This is a genomic window from Xanthomonas hortorum (assembly GCF_040279205.1).
GTDB classification, from domain to species: domain Bacteria; phylum Pseudomonadota; class Gammaproteobacteria; order Xanthomonadales; family Xanthomonadaceae; genus Xanthomonas; species Xanthomonas hortorum_F.
On sequence record NZ_JBEOLS010000080.1, the window covers coordinates 1 to 16366 of the forward strand.

Below are 16366 nucleotides of genomic sequence, written 5' to 3' on the forward strand. Positions count from 1 at the left end.
CGCAAAAAAGCGTGCCGGCCAGCGGCCGGCACCTACCGATGAACGCGCCTGAAGGAAACCGCTCAAAGGTCGCGGGTTGAGGCCCTGATCAACACAGTTGCTACACGGACGTACTTGCGGCGTGTCCTGCGATGGTGGGCGGGCAAGGGCCCTGCAGCCAAGCCGCAGATCATCCGCTCTACAACTGATCTCTCCTCGCTATCCAACCAGTCATTCCGAGACGACCAAGATTTCGAGTCATAGCGACATCTAAATGCGCTTAGAAGCTAAGTGAGCCGTGTGCGCGGTGTCCTCGCCAAAGCAGAACGTTAGTAGGCAGCGAATGAAATGCAATGAGCGCGAAACGACATAGAAAGTCGCTCGCGCCCAAGGCAGCTTTCAATGGCGCTGGTGCAGTTACGCCAGCATGCGCACCTTCGGCTCACGTGCCCACTGGCGCGTCTTGGCGGCAGTGATGAATGCCTTGGTATCTGCCGCTGCAATCACGCCCGCATCCTTGCCGACATTGCCAGCCTTGAGCAGCAACTGCGCGCCATCGTCGTAGGCGATTGCCTTCAGATGCGCCCACGCGTTGCTGACGAAATCCAGTGCAGCCGATTCGCGCGTCAGCAGCTTGGCTGCTTCCGAGGACAACAGCACTGCCACCGCATCGAACACCACTGATGGTGTGCCTGCCAATTGGCCGTCGGCGGCCAGTTGCTTGCCGTCGCTGAGCTTGGCGCCGCCCACTTTCGGCGCGACGATTTTCACTGTGGCACCCGCGGCTTCGGCAGCCTTGCGCACCGCCTTGATCGCAGCGGCATCCGAGCCATCGTGAATGAGGATGCCCACAGTGCGGCCCTGCAAGGTGTCCTTCATCTTGCCGATCAGCTGCAAGGCCGGCGACAACGGCATGTCGGTTGGCGCAACCGCAGCCGGTGGTGCCGGTGGCAGCGTGGTCATGCCCATTCCATCGGCCACACGCTGTGCCAGCGCTGGGTCGATGTGACGCAGATGGCCCACAATGGCTTCGCGCACGTGCGTGGTTTCCACCTTGGATAATTCGAACACCAGTGCCGATGCCATATGCGCCTGCTCCGGCGCCGTCTGGCTGCGAAAGAACATCCGCGCCTGGCTGTAATGATCGGCAAAACTTTCTGCACGCACGCGGCCTTTCGCGCCGTCTTCAGCCGGTGTCGCATGGCTCGGGAATCCGCGCAGCGCCTCACGCGGCGCATCGGCTTGCAGCGAACTGGGCTCGTATGCGACACGCCCCTTCGGCACGCCCATCTGCATATGACCGTCGCGCTGATTGTTGGCGAACGGGCACTTGGGCGCGTTGACCGGGATCTGATGGAAGTTGGGTCCACCCAGACGGCTCAACTGCGTGTCCAGATACGAGAACAGGCGGCCCTGCAGCAGCGGGTCGTTGCTGAAGTCGATGCCGGGCACGATGTTGGCCGGGCAGTAAGCGACCTGCTCGGTCTCGGCGAAGAAGTTGTCCGGCCAGCGGTCCAGCACCATGCGGCCCACGATTTGCAGCGGTACCAGTTCTTCGGGAATGACCTTGGTCGAATCCAGATGGTCGAACGGGAATGCCTCCGCTTCGGCCTCGGTGAACAACTGCACGCCCAGTTCCCACTCGGGGAAATCGCCGCTTTGAATCGACTCGAACAGATCGCGACGATGGAAATCCTGATCGGCACCGGCGATCTTGACCGCCTCATCCCAGATCGTGGACTGCAGGCCGAGCTTGGGACGCCAGTGGAATTTGACGAAGGTGCTGTCGCCGTTTTCGTTGAGGAAACGGAAGCTGTGGATGCCGAAGCCTTCGATCATGCGCAGCGAGCGGGGGATGGTGCGGTCGCTCATCGCCCACATGATCATGTGCATCGATTCGGGCGTGAGCGAGATGAAATCCCAGAACGTATCGTGCGCGCTGGCGGCCTGCGGAAAACCGCGATCCGGCTCCATCTTCACCGCATGGATCAGGTCCGGGAACTTCATCGAATCCTGGATGAAGAACACCGGGATGTTGTTGCCCACCAGATCCCAGTTGCCTTCCTTGGTGTAGAACTTCACCGCAAACCCGCGCACATCGCGCGGCGTGTCCACCGAGCCGGCGCCACCGGCGACGGTGGAAAAACGCGTGAACAACGGGGTCTTTTCGCCGACCTCGGTGAAGATCTTGGCCGTGGTGTACTGGCTCAACGACTTGGTCAGCTCGAAATAGCCGTGCGCCGCGCTACCGCGCGCATGCACGATGCGCTCGGGAATGCGCTCGTGATCGAAGTGGGTGATCTTCTCGCGCAGAATGAAGTCTTCCAGCAACGTCGGGCCGCGCGGCGTTGCGCGCAGCGAGTTCTGGTTGTCGCCAACCGGGATGCCCTGGTTGGTGGTCAGTTGCGGATGCGTGCCGCCGGCTTTTTGATGCAACTCATCGCCCGTACCGCGCAATGTTTCGGGTGTTGCGCTGACGGTAGCAATGGAAGGAACGTGCGCGGGCTTGCTGGGGGACTTGGGCATGGGACTCCACTCTGGCGGGCGTAGAGCGGCCAACAACAGGTAGCGAGCGGTCGTCAGGTGATGCGGACGGCGCAGAGAACCGGAGTGTACGTCTGGTACACGCCGATTCGGAGCACCGGCCGCGCCCGCCTGATGGCTGCGCAGTAGTTTGTTGGTCGCTCTTGAGATGCGGGCTGATCAACGAGCTTGGGAGCGGCACTGTTAATTGCACGTGTCTGCATGCGAACGAATACTCACATACAGCCAGAAGTTTGCGATGCATCGCAGCGAGATGTTGCGTGTGTCACGCAACGTGCCGACGCAGTGCACGTACTCACATCTAACGAGCCCGACTGTTGTCAGTTGGCTACAGCAGATCCAGCGGCTGTTTGCGCGTTGGCGGTGGAAATGCATGGTCCAGTTCGGCAAGATCCTGGGTATCCAGCTGCAACGTGCACGCTGCTGCGTTGGCACGCACATGTGCAGGTGTTCCCGATTCGGGAATGGCGATGACCTTGCCGCTGCGAATCGCCCACGCCAACGCCACTGCAGTTGCGGCCACACCACGTCGTTCACCAATGGCGTGCAGCACCGGGTGATCCAGCAATGCGCGGCTTCCCAACGGCGAATACGCCATCACCGTGACCTCGTGCTGTGCACACCACGGCAGCAGATCGAATTCGATACCGCGGCTTCCTGCGTGATACAGCACCTGATTGACCAGGCAATGCTGCCCGCCCTCAATGTCCCACAGCTCCTGCATATCCTCGACATCGAAATTCGACACGCCCCAGTCGCGGATCTTGCCGGCATCGCGCAAGGCTTCGAACGCATCGACCACTTCGCGCAGATCGCTGCCGCCACGCCAATGCAGCAGATACAGATCCAGCGTGCGAACGCCAAGCCGTTGCAGGCTGGCTTCGCAGGCACGCGCAATGCCGCGCGCGCTGGCGTTGCTTGGCAATACTTTCGACACCAGATACGGCGGCTGCGCGCTGCCGATGGCCTGGCTGATCAGTTGCTCGGAGCGCCCGTTGCCATACATCTCGGCGGTATCGATCAAGCGCATGCCCAGCTGTTGGCCGGTCTGCAGCGCATCGATTTCCTGCTGCGGCGCATGTCGACCCTGGCCCAGGTTCCACGAGCCCAGGCCGAGCGCGGGCACGTTGCGCCCATTGCGCAGGCGCACCTCGGGGCAGTGCTGCAAGGTGGATTCGGACATGTGTGACTCCTATAACGCTGGATTGGGTGTGACGACCATTTGCCATCTGTGCGGGTCGCTCTAATGCAACGGTGGCTGCACGGATGTGGACGCGGTGTGCGCTTGCGCATCCCAGAACGTACAGCGATGACGTTGCACGAAGTCGGGCGTTGCCCCGATCCTGCCCGGCGACAACGTCAACGGCGTGTCGCCATCGAAGCGCGGCCACGGCGGCCGGCCGCCACCATTCGGATCGCCGGTGCGCGCAAACGCGCCCCAGTAATCCTGCAAGGTATCGGCGAGCGCCTGCTGCGGCGGGCTGAACTGCGGCTCGCCACTGAGCACCCACGGGCGCTGGAACAGATACACCAGTTCGGAGGCGTGATAGGCGCCCAGTGGCTGCGAAAACGGCAAGCGCAACAAACCGTACGGCGCCTGCGGGTCGTCGAACTCGTATGCATAGACCGCTGCGTGATCGCGCAACGCCCGGCCTAGCCGACGCGTGGGGCAGGCGAAGCCACCATCGGTGACGATGTCGGCATAGGCGTGCCAGCGCGATTGCGCAGCGACATCTGCGTAGTGCGTCATGATCGCTGTTGGATCGGTATGCATGCGTTGCACGCGCGCCTCATAGCCGCTGCGCAACGTGAGTGCGCCGAAATAGGACAGCAGTTGCGCGAACAGGCGCCCTTCGTCGCGATTGTTGCCGATCAGCACCGGCACCTTCGCGTGCTGCCCGTTGGCGATCGCCTCGGCAGGCGGCAATGGCAAGACGTCGCCACCAGACATCGGTGCCCACGCATCGCTGCCGGTCAAGCCACGTCGCTGCGGTTTTGCATCGGCCAATGCTTTTGCAGGGAGCGCGCGCAGGCACGCGGCAACCTCGCTTGCACGCTCGCAGCCAAGCGTGTGCGCCATGCGCACGCCACCACGTTCGGCCTCGCTGCGCGGCACGCTGGAATCGCTCGCAAGACAACTGCCGCTTTGCAGGATCGCACGTTGAAACAGGCCCGCCGCGCCCGGTGAAGCGAGCTGATAACAGATGCTCCATGCGCCGGCCGATTCGCCGAACACGGTGACGTTGTGCGCATCGCCACCAAAGGCGGCGATATTGCGCTGCACCCAGTGCAACGCGGCCTGTTGATCGAGCAACGCGTACGCACCTTCGCCTTTACCACCTAACGCGGGATGCGCATAAAAACCAAACACCCCCAGCCGATAATTGGGCGCCACCACGATGACGTTCTGCCGGGCTGCCAACGCACTCAGGTCGTAGTCGACATTGCTGCCCAACTCCAGCGCGCCGCCGTAGATCCACACCATCACCGCGCGCGGATGCGCCGGCGCCGGCCCGGGTGGCGCGTAGACGTTGAGGGTGAGGCAATCCTCGGACACCTGCTTCTGCCCGAAGCGATGACGCGGCAGGCACGCCGGCCCGGCCTGCGTGGCATCGCGGACTCCCTTCCAGGCTGGCGCAGCTTGCGGCGCGCGGAAGCGCAACGCACCCACCGGCGGCGCGGCGAATGGCACGCCCAGAAACACCCGCCCTTGCGCACTACGCACACCGCGTAGCGCACCGGCATCGGTCTGCACCACCTCGACCTGCGCATCGGCCGCATGCACCAGCGCCGGCACCTCGCCAGGGCGGCGGGGCGCGCAAGCAGTCAATGCCAGGCCTGCAAGCAGCAGGCAGGCCAGCTTGCGTCTCAATGAGCGTCTGTCGAGCTTGATCACTGTCTGTTGTGTCCTGTCTCAGACGCACATCATCGCGAGTGCACGTGTAGGGAAGGAAAACGAGGAGGCTGCGTGACGAGTGGAGTGATGTCAGCAATGGCAGTGACATTGGTCGGATCGAAGAACTCTGATCGGACGCGCCGTTATCCGAGCAATGCACGTCATGCAGTGCTTGCAATCATGCACACCGCCCATTCCGGCCATTCCGACAGGTCCTTGCCCGCCCACCGTCGCGGGACCTTACGCGGCATGGATGCCGCGTAAGAGCTTACAGGGACGTACTTGCAGCGTGTCCTGCGATGGTGGGCGGGCAAGGACCCTGCAGCCAGGCCGCAGATCATCCGCTCTGCAACTGACGCCTTCACGCCGTTCAATCACCTATCGAGGCGACCGGGATAGTGCGTTTTAGCGTCGTGTGATGTTCCCGCCCCGAGCTGTGGCCGAGTACGGCGCAGGCGCTTGCCTCGAACGCGTGATGTCTCCAAAACACTTCACTGCAGCCGCTGCCGCTAAAAACGAAAAACCCAGCCCGGGATTCCCTGGGCTGGGTTTCGATGCCACACGTAAACGCGAAAGGGCAGCGCTTACGCCTCCACGTCGTCCTTGTACGCATCCACCGGGATGCAGGCGCACATCACGTTCTTGTCGCCGTAGACGTTGTCCACGCGCGCCACCGGCGGCCAGTACTTCTGCTGTTTGAGGCTGGGCAGCGGGAAGGCGGCCAGTTCGCGCGGGTAGGCGTGCGTCCACTCGCTGGCCGACACCTGCGTGGCGGTATGCGGTGCGTGTTTGAGCGGGTTGTCCTCGCGGTCCAGGCGGCCGTCTTCGATGGCGCGGATCTCGTCGCGGATCTGGATCATCGCGTCGATGAAGCGGTCCAGTTCGTGCTGCGATTCGCTTTCGGTCGGTTCTACCATCAAGGTGCCGGCAACCGGGAAGCTCAACGTCGGTGCGTGGAAGCCGAAGTCGATCAGGCGCTTGGCGATGTCTTCGGCGCCGATGCCGCTGGTCTTCTCCAGCGGGCGGATGTCGAGGATGCACTCGTGCGCAACCAACCCATTACGCCCAGTGTACAGCGTCTTGTAGTGGGAGCTGAGACGCTTTGCGATGTAGTTGGCGTTGAGCAAGGCCACCTGGGTCGCCTTGCGCAGGCCACCGCTGCCCATCATGGTCACGTACATCCAGCTGATCGGCAGGATCGAGGCGGAGCCGTAGCTGGCAGCGCTGACCATGCCGACGTCGCCTTCGCCGCCCAGCGTTTTCGGAAGGAACGGGGCCAGATGCGATTTGACTGCACACGGGCCCACGCCCGGGCCGCCGCCGCCATGTGGAATGCAGAAGGTCTTGTGCAGGTTGAGGTGCGAGACGTCCGAGCCCCACTTGCCGGGCTTGGCCACACCGACCAGGGCATTCATGTTGGCGCCGTCGGTGTAGACCTGGCCGCCGTGCGCATGCACCGCTTCGCAGATCGCCACCACGTCTTCTTCGAACACGCCGTGCGTTGATGGATAAGTGATCATCAACGCGGCCAGACGCTCGGAATATTTTTCCGCCTTGGCGCGGATGTCTTCGACGTCGACGTTGCCGTTTGCATCGCACTTGGTCACGACGACCGTCATGCCGCACATCTGTGCCGAGGCCGGGTTGGTGCCGTGCGCAGATTCCGGAATCAGGCAGATATCGCGATGCGCCTCACCACGCGCGCGGTGATAGGCACGAATCGCCAGCAGGCCGGCGTATTCGCCCTGCGCGCCGGAATTGGGCTGCAGGCTCACCGCGTCGTAGCCGGTGCATTCGACCAGCATCGCTTCCAGCTCCTCGATCAGCTGCGCATAACCGGCCGACTGCTCGGCCGGGGCCAGCGGATGGATCGCGCCGAACTCGGGCCAGGTCACCGGGATCATTTCGGCGGTGGCGTTGAGCTTCATGGTGCAGCTGCCCAGCGGGATCATGGTGCGATCCATCGCCAGATCCTTGTCGGCCAGCGAGCGCATGTAGCGCAGCAGTTCGTGCTCGCTGTGGTGAGTGTTGAATACCGGGTGGGTCAGGAAGGCGCTGCTGCGCAGCAGCCCTTGCGGCAATGCGTCGGCGGTGGCGGCATCGAGTGCATCCACATCTGCCTGCGCGCCGAACAACGCGGCCAGTGCAACCACGTCGGCGCGCGTGCTGGTTTCATCCAGGCTGATGCCGACCGCTTCGCTGTCGATCGCGCGCAGGTTGATGCCGGCTGCACGGGCCTTGGCGTGGATGGCATCGGCATCGATCGCCTTGACGTGCAGGGTGTCGAAGAAACGCTCGCCCACGGTGACGCCGGCACCGCGCAATGCGGCGGCCAGGATCGCGGCAAGGCGATGCGTGCGGCGTGCGATGCGGGTCAGGCCCTCGGGGCCGTGGTAGACGGCGTACATCGAGGCCATCACCGCCAGCAGCACCTGCGCGGTGCAGATGTTGGAGGTGGCCTTCTCGCGGCGGATATGTTGCTCGCGCGTCTGCAGCGTCAAACGGTAGGCAGGATTGCCGGCGGCATCGATCGACACGCCGATCAGCCGCCCCGGCATCGAGCGCTTGTAGGCATCGCGGCAGGCCATGAACGCCGCATGCGGACCACCAAAACCGAACGGCACGCCGAAGCGCTGCGAGTTACCGACCACAATATCGGCGCCCCATTCGCCGGGCGCGGCGATCAGGGTCAGTGCGAGCAGATCGGTGGCCACTGCCACCAATCCGCCTTGCGCATGCACGGCATCGGCCAATGCGGCGTGGTCGCCGATGTGACCGAAGCTGTCCGGGTACTGCAGCAGCACGCCGAAGCACTCGGCCTGCAGTGCTTCTTCCGGCGTGCCGACGCGCAGCACGATGCCCAGCGGCTCGGCGCGGGTGCGCAGCAGTTCCAGCGTCTGCGGATGTACCGCGTCGTGCACGAAGAAGGTGTCGGATTTGGACTTGGCCGAGCGCTTGGCCAGCGTCATCGCTTCGGCTGCGGCGGTAGCTTCGTCCAGCAGCGAGGCGTTGGCGATCTGCATGCCGGTGAGATCCGCACACAGGGTCTGGAAGTTGATCAACGCTTCCGTGCGGCCCTGCGAAATCTCTGCCTGGTACGGCGTGTAGGCGGTGTACCAGGCCGGGTTTTCCAGGATGTTGCGCAGGATCACCTTGGGCGTGTGGGTGCCGTAATAGCCCTGGCCGATAAAGGTGCGCTGCACCTGGTTCTTGCTGGCGATGGCGCGGATCTTGGCCAGCGCTTCTTCTTCGGTGATCGCCTCGGGCAGCGCCAGCGCTGCAGGCGACTTGATGTTGCCGGGCACGATGGCGTCGGTCAGCGCATCCAGCGAGGCGTGGCCGACCACGCCCAGCATCTGTGCGATTTCCGCGTCGTTGGGGCCGATATGGCGTTCGACGAACGCGCTGTGGTGTTCGAGGTCGCGCAGGGAAGACGTGGTCTGGGACATGGCGGGCATCCGGGGCAGGGGCAGACGAATGGTCGACAAGCACCACAACCGGTGTGACGCGCACAGCGCATCACCTCCTGTCGCAGCGAGAGTCTTCCTCGCGCCCCTCTGTCCTTTTGCCTGAGAGTTTAAAAACGCGGCGTGGCGCTGGGCCTGCCTGCGTTCCGTGCCCCTTCGGCGCCGGCATCGGCCGGTCTCTCCAGAGTTGTACTGCGGATGGTATCGGGCCTGAGCGATTACGGGCTGTTGCGCCTTCGGCAGCGGCAGTGCCGCTTCTCCCACCGTGTTGCCGGGGCGATTATAGCGTGCGTCCGCGCCACCGGGCGCACCCGCCGCGCCTGTCGCGTCACGGCTGTTGTGCTTGGGTCCGCTTAACCTTGCAACGGCGAGCGCCTATCATCGACACCCTTATGCTCATCCCGGCGCCGCGACTCGCGGGTGCTGGTGTGCGTCCCCGATGCACCACGTTTCGGACTCCTGCATGACCCCCACCACGCCTTCCACCCGTCGCATGGCGCTGCTGCTCGCCGGGTTGGCGATGTTCGGCCCGTTTTCCATCGACACCATCTTCCCTGCGTTTTCGCGGCTCAGCCGCAGCCTGGCGGTGGACGAGGTGGCGATCCAGCAGACCATCAGCGTCTATCTGCTCGCCTACGGGGTGATGAGCATTGCGCACGGGCCGCTGTCCGATGCGTGGGGCCGCAAGCGGGTGATCCTGGGCGGGCTGGTGCTGTTCATCGCCGGCTCGGTGGGCTGTGCGCTGTCGCAGGATCTGCCCACCTTGCTGGCGTTCCGCGCGTTGCAGGGGCTGTCGGCCGGTGTCGGCATGATCGTCGGCCGGGCGGTGATCCGCGACCTGTTCCACGGCGCGGACGCGCAACGGCTGATGAGCCAGGTGTCGATGATCTTCGGCATTGCGCCGGCGATTGCACCGATCATCGGCGGCTGGATCCTGCTCAGCGGCGCGGGCTGGCCGCTGATCTTCTGGTTTCTGGTGGCGTTCGGGCTGGTGCTGCTGATTGCGACGATGACCTGGCTGCCGGAGACCCATCCGGTGGAAGCGCGCACGCCGCTGCAGTTGCGCAGCTTGATGCACGATTACGTGCGGATCGGCTTCAATCCGCGTTTTCAGCGCCTGGCCGCGGCCGGCGCATTCAACTTCGCCGGCATTTTCTTGTACATCGCCTCGGCGCCGGTGTTGATCATGCGCCACCTGCACATGGGCGAGGGTGACTTCGCCTGGTTGTTCATCCCCACCATCGGCGGCATGACGCTGGGCTCGTTCCTGTCTGGGCGCATGGCCGGCAGCATGGACCCGGTGCGGCAGATCCGTATCGGCTTCATCTGCTGCGGCGTGGCGGCGCTGGCCAATCTTGGCTACACCCTGTCGGTGGCGCAGATCAGCCTGCCGTGGGCGGTGCTGCCGATCTTCCTGGCCGGCATGGGCATGGCCCTGATCTTCCCGATCCTGGCGCTGGCGGTGCTGGACATGTACCCGCATCAGCGCGGCCTGGCCTCCTCGCTGCAGGCCTTCACCCAGCTGATGACCAATACGCTGGTAGCCGGGGTGCTGTCGCCGCTGCTGAGTGAACACCCGCGCCATCTGGCGATCGGCATGACCGGTTTTTTCTTGCTGGGCTGGCTATTCTGGCGCTGGGAGCGCCGCAGCGGCCGCCGTCTTCGCCGCCGCCAGGCCGCAGAGGCAGTGCCTCTGGAGCCGGCCGACCACCTCTGACCTCACAGGAGCCTGCATGTCCACCGATTCCAAGCTGCGCCGCGACGCCCGCAAGCGCGCCGCCGAGCGCCAGCGCAACCAGGCCGCCGCCAAGGTCACTGCCGATTCGCCGATCGAAGCGCATGCCGAACTGCGCGACCAGCAACGCACGCTATTGGCCGGTATTGTCCGCCGCGACGGCGAATGGGTGCTTGGCATGGACGGCCGCATCGCCGGCGAAAGCACCAGCGCCGCGCAGGTCCTGGCCTTGATCATGCGCGCGGCCGAACTGCACGAACGCCAGGGCACGCCGGTGCGGCTGACCTATTCGGATGCGCTCAAGGATGCCGCGCATGCCGAGGCGGCCGCCGACGGCAGGGATTTCGAGGCATTCCGGATCGAGTTTTCGCAAAAGCTGGCGCCGACGCGTACGCACTGAGGCGTGCGGGGGATGGGCCCGCGATGGGCCCGCGCCGGTGTGTTCATCGATGCAGGCAAGGACGGTCGCCTGACGGTCGCCTATTGAGGTGCAGCTGTACCGGTTGCCAGGGCCGCCGATGCAATGCCTGACGCAGCGCCGAGCTACGTCAGGCCGGAGCGGTCGCTCTCGTTGTCGCCCCATCCGGCAGCCCAACTGGCGCTGCCGGATGGTCTTCGGGAATAACCGCAAGTGTCAGCGCGAAGGCGCGTGCGGCGACGGTTCCTGTTGCGGCGCCTGCTCGCGTACGCTGGCGTGGCGGTCTTGCTCGGCCTGTACGGCCTGCAAGCGCTGCATGCTGCTTTCCAGCGGCGTTTGCTGCGCGGCCTGGGCATCGAAGCTTGCGCGCAGGTGCGCGGGCGAATCGAGCGCTCCCTCGACGACGAAGCCCCGGGCCGGGTCATGGCCGAGCACTACGTGGTCCACGCGCTGTAGCCCATGTTCGCGCGCGGTGACAAGGGCTCCCATTGCCAGGCGCTCGCTGTCCGCATCGGGCACGCGGCCGCGCGCTGTCTCCAGTTGCTCTACCGCTGCGGTGCATTGCTTCAGCAGCGCATGGTCCGGATTGGCCGGATGGCGCGGATCCGAAGCCGCGGTTGTCGCAGGCGCCTGGCGCGGTAGCGCTTCGGTGTCGATGCGCTGCAACTGGCCGTCGTATTTTCCATCGGCGCCGTCGGCAATGCGCTGCAGCCGCTCGACGAACGCATAAGGCTCGCCGCCCACATTGCGGGCCATTGCGATCGCGAAGTGTTCGGGCGACTGCGGCGCGGCGTTGCGATCGCCGACCAGCGAGCTCAGCGAGCTGCCGCCGATCTTGCTGGCCTCGACGCTGGCCTGGGTCTGCTCCATCAGCGCCTGCATCTGCACCTCGCTAAACGCCAGCGTGGTCTTCTGCCCCGGCTTGATCGCACCGGTGCCCACCATCTCGCCGCTCAGCGCGCTGTTGAGATTTTGCGCGATCGCCTTCTCCTCGCTGGCCTCGTTGCGGCCACCCAGGCGTTGCATCAGCCCGGGCGCGGCGACATCGCCATCGATCTCGAAGCGGTAGCTGCGTTCCTGCACGCGTTCGGTCTCGTTGCCGTCGTACTGGCGCACGATCGTCAGCGGCACGTTGCCGCCGTATTGCAGCTGCTGCACGACGGTGTAGCCGTCCTGGCCCGGCGTGCTGATGCGCACCTGGCTGCCTTCGTTGCGGTTGCCGGCCAGATCGGCACTGAGCGGGCCCAATTCCAGCTGCAGACGCTGCTGCGAGCTGAAACTGATCCGCTCCACCGTCTGTAGCTCATCGACGCCCGGCACGCCCGGTGCAATCTTGCCCTCGCGCACGAAGTCGCCCATGGCTGCGAGCGCACGCGGATCGGCGAGGTCGAACTGCGCGCTGTGCACCTGCGACTGGCCCAGCGCGTCGGCACGCCCAAGCAAGGCCTGCGCCGGTCCCACCTTGACGCCAACCGCGTTCACTGCCTCGATGGCTGCGTTGGGCCCGGTCACCACACGCACGTGGCGCTCGTCCACGCGCTCGATCAGGTAGCTGCGGCCGCTGGCTTCGGTGATCTCGCTCTGCATGCTGAGGTATTGCAGACTCGCCGAGGCGTCGCGCTGGGTGTAGGTCTGCGTGTCCATCACCGCGCGCGCGCCGATCGGCAGGCTCTCCGGCTGCAGCGGATTGATGCGTGTGGCAGCCTCTGCAGGCTGGTCGACACCGGGCAGCGTCAGTGAATAGCGCATGCGCTGCCCGGCACTGACGCTGGCTTCGATGTTCAACTTGCCGTCGCCGAGCTTGGTCTGCAGGCTTTGCTGCTGGCCGGTGCGTGCGTCGGCTTCGAGGTTGAAGGTAGTGGTCTTTGCGTCGGCATCGCTGAGCTTGCCCAGGCCTAGCGCGCTGGTGGTGCGCAGGCTGCTCTCGCCCAACGCCTGGGTTTTACTGCCGGTGCTCTGCTCGCTGGTCTGCGAATACTTGACCGACCCATCTTCGGAATTGAACTCCATGTCGCTGCTACCCACTTTCACCGAGTAGTCGCTGTTCTTGCTGCTGTAGATCGGGTCGAACGCGCGATCGTTCGCGTCGTCGATGAACTGCTTGTTGGGGTCCAGGTTTTGCTGGTCCGGGCCGGTGGAGGCGTTGTTCATTGGATGCGTCCTGCATGCTGCGCCTGTGCAGCGGGCGCGCAGTATATCGCCGGCGTTTTGTACGTTTATCAAATGAATGTTATGCGGCGGCCAGTGTCTGGCTACCGCAGGCCGCCGGGTAGATGGGCGTTAGCGCGTTGCAGCAGGCGCAGGCGCAGGCGCGTTGGCGGGTGCCGCGGGCGCAGTCGCCTGCCAGCCACACAGCTGCCCCTGATTCTGCTGCTTCAACCATTCGTTCATTGGTGCGAAATACTCCAGCATCGGGCCGGCATCCAGGCGGTCGTTGCCAGTGAGTTCCTTCAGCGTGGTCTGCCACGGTTGGCTGGAGCCACGCTGCAACATCGACCAGAATTTCTGCCCGGCATCCTTGTTGCCGTAAAAGCTGCATTCGTACAGCGGGCCTTGATGGCCGGCGGCTTCGCACAGGCCCTTGTAGAACTGAAACTGCAGAATGTGCGCAAGAAAATAACGGGTGTACGGCGTATTGCCTGGCACATGGTATTTGGCGCCGGCATCGAAGAACTCTTCGCCGCGCGCGCTTGCCGGCGCGACGCCCTGGTACTTGGCCTTGAGTTCCCACCAGGCCTGGTTGTAATGCTCGGGCGTGATCGAGCCATCGAACACACCCCAGCGCCAGCGGTCGATCATCAAGCCGAACGGCAAAAAGGCGACCTTGCTCAGCGCCATGCGCATCTGCGAATTGATCAGCGCCTCGCGGCCGGTTTGCTGTTCGCCCACCATGCCGATCGACTGCAGATACTTGGGCGTCATCGCCAGCACGATGGTGTCGCCGATCGCTTCGTGAAAACCATCGTTGGCACCATTCTGGAACAGCGGCGGCAGCGGGTTATAGGCCAGGTCGTAATAAATGTGCCCAAGCTCGTGATAGATGGTGGTGAAGTCTTCTTCGGTTGGGTTGATGCACATCTTGGTACGCACGTCGGCGCCGATATTTTGGTTTGGTTCGCCGCCCATGTTCATGTCCCACGCGCTGGCGTGACAGACCACGTCGCGATCCAGCGGTTTGATGAACTGCGAGCGTTGCCAGTAGGTTTCGGGAAGTTTGGGCATGCCGAGCGAGGTGTAGAACTCCTGCGCGCGTTCGGTCATCTGTTTTGCGGTACGCAGTTGCGCTTCGCGCTCGGCCTGGAAGCGTGCGCCGCTACCGCCTTCGCCGGTATTGGCTACGTTGCGTGCCAGTACTGCGCTCAGATTGCCCTGGTATTGTTTTTCCAGCGCAGCGGTGATGTCCAGATCGCCGGCGCCCGGATACGGCTGCAGCAGATCCCACAGGTTGCTCCAGTCCTGCTGCCACATGTTGCCCATCAGATGCGCGGGCAACATGCCGCCGGCGATCTCGCCCTTGTCCTTGCCATACTGCGTATCGAGCTTGCCGCGTGCGTAGCATTGTAGTTGCGCGTACAGCGGTTTGACCTGCTCCCACAGGCGGTCGGTTTCGCTGGCAAGCTGCGCTGGCGGCATGTCGTAACCACTGCGCCACAACACACCGACATCGGCAAAGCCCAAGCCGCGCGCGCCTTCGTTAGCGAGCTCGACAAAGCGCTGGTAATCCTTGCGCATGGGTTGCGCGGTGGCGTGCCAACCTTGCCAGGCGTCGAGTTGTTCGTTGTAGTCGCGGCTGCGCGCCAACACTTGTTCCAGTTCGCCCAGCTGGCGGCAGCGGCGCTGTTCGCCCTCGCCGATGCAGTAACGCGCCGCGCCGTAATCTCCTTCCATCTTGGCGGCGATCTGGGTCAGTTCGGCCAGCTTGGTCGGGTCGTGTGGGGCGGGCAGGGCGCTCATCAATGTCAGTAATTTCAACGCGCGCGCGCTGTCGGCCGACATCGGCAGGCCGGCGTATTGCTTGGATTGTTCGATCCAGCGATCGAGCTGCGCCAGCTGGCGTTCGTTGGCCTTGGCGGCCAGCAACTGCGAGTCGCCATTGATATAGGTCGACGACAGCCACTGCGCTGCGGTGAGCTCCGGATATGCGGCTTTGTATTCGGCGCTGATGCGCGCAACGAACTGGTCGGCGCTCTCGGCAGGCGCGGCCTTGGTGGCGGCGGGTTTGGCCGGCGGGGCCGCATCCTGGCGGCAGGCCGACAACGACAGGGTGCCGGCAGCGACAGTCAATGCCAGCAAAAGCAAACGAGGATTCACGGATGGTCCTTGCGGTGAAGTCCGACGAAGGCTAGAGCGCGCCGCGACTCAGGGCAAGCGGTGTCGCCGCGCATGCGATGCGGATAGCTACCAATCCATGTGTGGCGATTGGAGCAGCCAACAAAACTACTGGCTCACTGCCAGGCGGGCGCGGCCTGTGTTCGTTGCGGCATGAATCGCGCGGGCATTGGGACTTTGAGTGCGCTGTCCATACTTGCCTGCCCATTGCTCGCGACGTTTGTCAGCTAATTATCAGAAATTGATAAGAACGTGAGATATCCAGTTGTCTCGGAGTGATTGGACGTCATGAATGCGTCGGTGGCAGAGCGGCTGATCTTCGGGCTAGCTGCAGGGCCCTTGCCCGCCCACCGTCGCGGGACACGCCGCAAGTACGTCCATGTAGGCTCTTACGCGGCATCCATGCCGCGTAAGGTCCCGCGACGGTGGGCGGGCAAGGACCAGTGGAGATGGTCGGTGTGCATGGTTGCAAGCAGTGCATGACGCGTGTTTTTTGGATGACGGCGCGAATGACGTCGCGTCCGATCAGTGTCGCAACGCGAACGAACAATATGCAGGCTTTCAACGAAGCGACCTACGAACTTCCTGGTGCGGTGTCCTCGCCGATTGCGGGACCGTGTGGCGGCATGGATGCCGCCACCGAGCCTACAAGGACGTACTTGCGGCGTGTCCCGCGAGCGGCGAGGGCACCGCGCCCTCGACTAGGGCCTGTTAACACATCCGAAGCCCATCAACGACTAGGACGAAGCTGAGGAATCCAAGGAACATGACATCCAGCTTGTCGAAGCGCGAGAAAATCCGGCGGTAGCCTTTCAAGCGACGGAACAGTCTCTCCACTTCGTTGCGCCGCTTGTACATCTCCCGGTTGTACTCCCAAGGCTCGACCCGATTGGATTTCGGCGGGACCACCGGCACGAAGCCAAGATCGAGCGCTAACTGGCGGGTTTCGTTGCCTTCGTAAGCACGGTCCATCAACAAATGAATCGGCCGCTCCACTG

9 protein-coding genes, 1 other RNA gene and 1 riboswitch are annotated in these 16366 nt (G+C 64.0%); of the genes, 2 read left to right on the top strand and 8 right to left on the bottom strand.

From position 1 onward, the window contains the following. Positions 1 to 396: 396 nt before the first annotated feature. From ABS769_RS20780 to gcvP, 5 genes are all read right to left on the bottom strand, one after another. Complete coding sequence (locus ABS769_RS20780; RefSeq protein WP_317063113.1) at positions 397 to 2505, bottom strand: catalase; 2109 nt, start codon at positions 2503 to 2505, stop codon at positions 397 to 399. 27 nt (positions 2506 to 2532) lie between these two features. Beyond that, positions 2533 to 2606: non-coding RNA, sX9 sRNA (locus ABS769_RS20785), on the bottom strand. Between the two features lie 245 nt (positions 2607 to 2851). Next, entirely contained in the window at positions 2852 to 3706 is an 855-nt protein-coding gene (locus tag ABS769_RS20790) for an aldo/keto reductase (RefSeq protein WP_317063112.1), read from the bottom strand. 60 nt (positions 3707 to 3766) lie between these two features. Then, positions 3767 to 5395, bottom strand: a complete 1629-nt coding sequence (locus ABS769_RS20795) for a carboxylesterase/lipase family protein (RefSeq protein ID WP_317063111.1) — start codon at positions 5393 to 5395, stop codon at positions 3767 to 3769. Positions 5396 to 6003: 608 nt separating this feature from the next. Next, the gene (gene gcvP / locus ABS769_RS20800; protein ID WP_317063110.1) at positions 6004 to 8877 is read right to left on the bottom strand and encodes an aminomethyl-transferring glycine dehydrogenase; all 2874 of its coding nucleotides are present in this window, start codon (positions 8875 to 8877) and stop codon (positions 6004 to 6006) included. An 89-nt stretch (positions 8878 to 8966) separates the two neighbouring features. Then, positions 8967 to 9081: riboswitch (glycine riboswitch) on the bottom strand. A gap of 268 nt (positions 9082 to 9349) precedes the next feature. Here gcvP and ABS769_RS20805 point away from each other — a divergent pair. Beyond that, entirely contained in the window at positions 9350 to 10603 is a 1254-nt protein-coding gene (locus tag ABS769_RS20805; RefSeq protein ID WP_317063109.1) for a multidrug effflux MFS transporter, read from the top strand. A gap of 16 nt (positions 10604 to 10619) precedes the next feature. Further along, positions 10620 to 11021: a hypothetical protein gene (locus ABS769_RS20810; RefSeq protein WP_023903093.1), complete on the top strand. Its 402-nt coding sequence runs from the start codon at positions 10620 to 10622 to the stop codon at positions 11019 to 11021. A 234-nt stretch (positions 11022 to 11255) separates the two neighbouring features. Here the strand turns inward: ABS769_RS20810 and ABS769_RS20815 are convergent, their stop codons facing one another. The 3 genes from ABS769_RS20815 to ABS769_RS20825 form a co-directional block, all read right to left on the bottom strand. Next, a complete protein-coding gene (locus tag ABS769_RS20815; RefSeq protein ID WP_317063108.1) occupies positions 11256 to 13190 on the bottom strand; it encodes an XVIPCD domain-containing protein in 1935 nt (644 codons plus the stop codon). Positions 13191 to 13319: 129 nt separating this feature from the next. Continuing rightward, positions 13320 to 15350, bottom strand: a complete 2031-nt coding sequence (locus ABS769_RS20820) for a M2 family metallopeptidase (protein WP_317063107.1) — start codon at positions 15348 to 15350, stop codon at positions 13320 to 13322. A gap of 729 nt (positions 15351 to 16079) precedes the next feature. Further along, a partial coding sequence (locus ABS769_RS20825; RefSeq protein WP_317062259.1) for a transposase occupies positions 16080 to 16366 on the bottom strand: 287 nt, incomplete at its 5' end.

Bases quoted from the DNA above. Each gene is read 5' to 3' on its own strand.
- ABS769_RS20790 (WP_317063112.1), bottom strand. From the start codon at position 3,706: ATGTCCGAATCCACCTTGCAGCACTGCCCCGAGGTGCGCCTGCGCAAT.
- ABS769_RS20810 (WP_023903093.1), top strand. From the start codon at position 10,620: ATGTCCACCGATTCCAAGCTGCGCCGCGACGCCCGCAAGCGCGCCGCC.
- ABS769_RS20780 (WP_317063113.1), bottom strand. From the start codon at position 2,505: ATGCCCAAGTCCCCCAGCAAGCCCGCGCACGTTCCTTCCATTGCTACC.
- ABS769_RS20805 (WP_317063109.1), top strand. From the start codon at position 9,350: ATGACCCCCACCACGCCTTCCACCCGTCGCATGGCGCTGCTGCTCGCC.
- gcvP (WP_317063110.1), bottom strand. From the start codon at position 8,877: ATGCCCGCCATGTCCCAGACCACGTCTTCCCTGCGCGACCTCGAACAC.
- ABS769_RS20815 (WP_317063108.1), bottom strand. From the start codon at position 13,190: ATGAACAACGCCTCCACCGGCCCGGACCAGCAAAACCTGGACCCCAAC.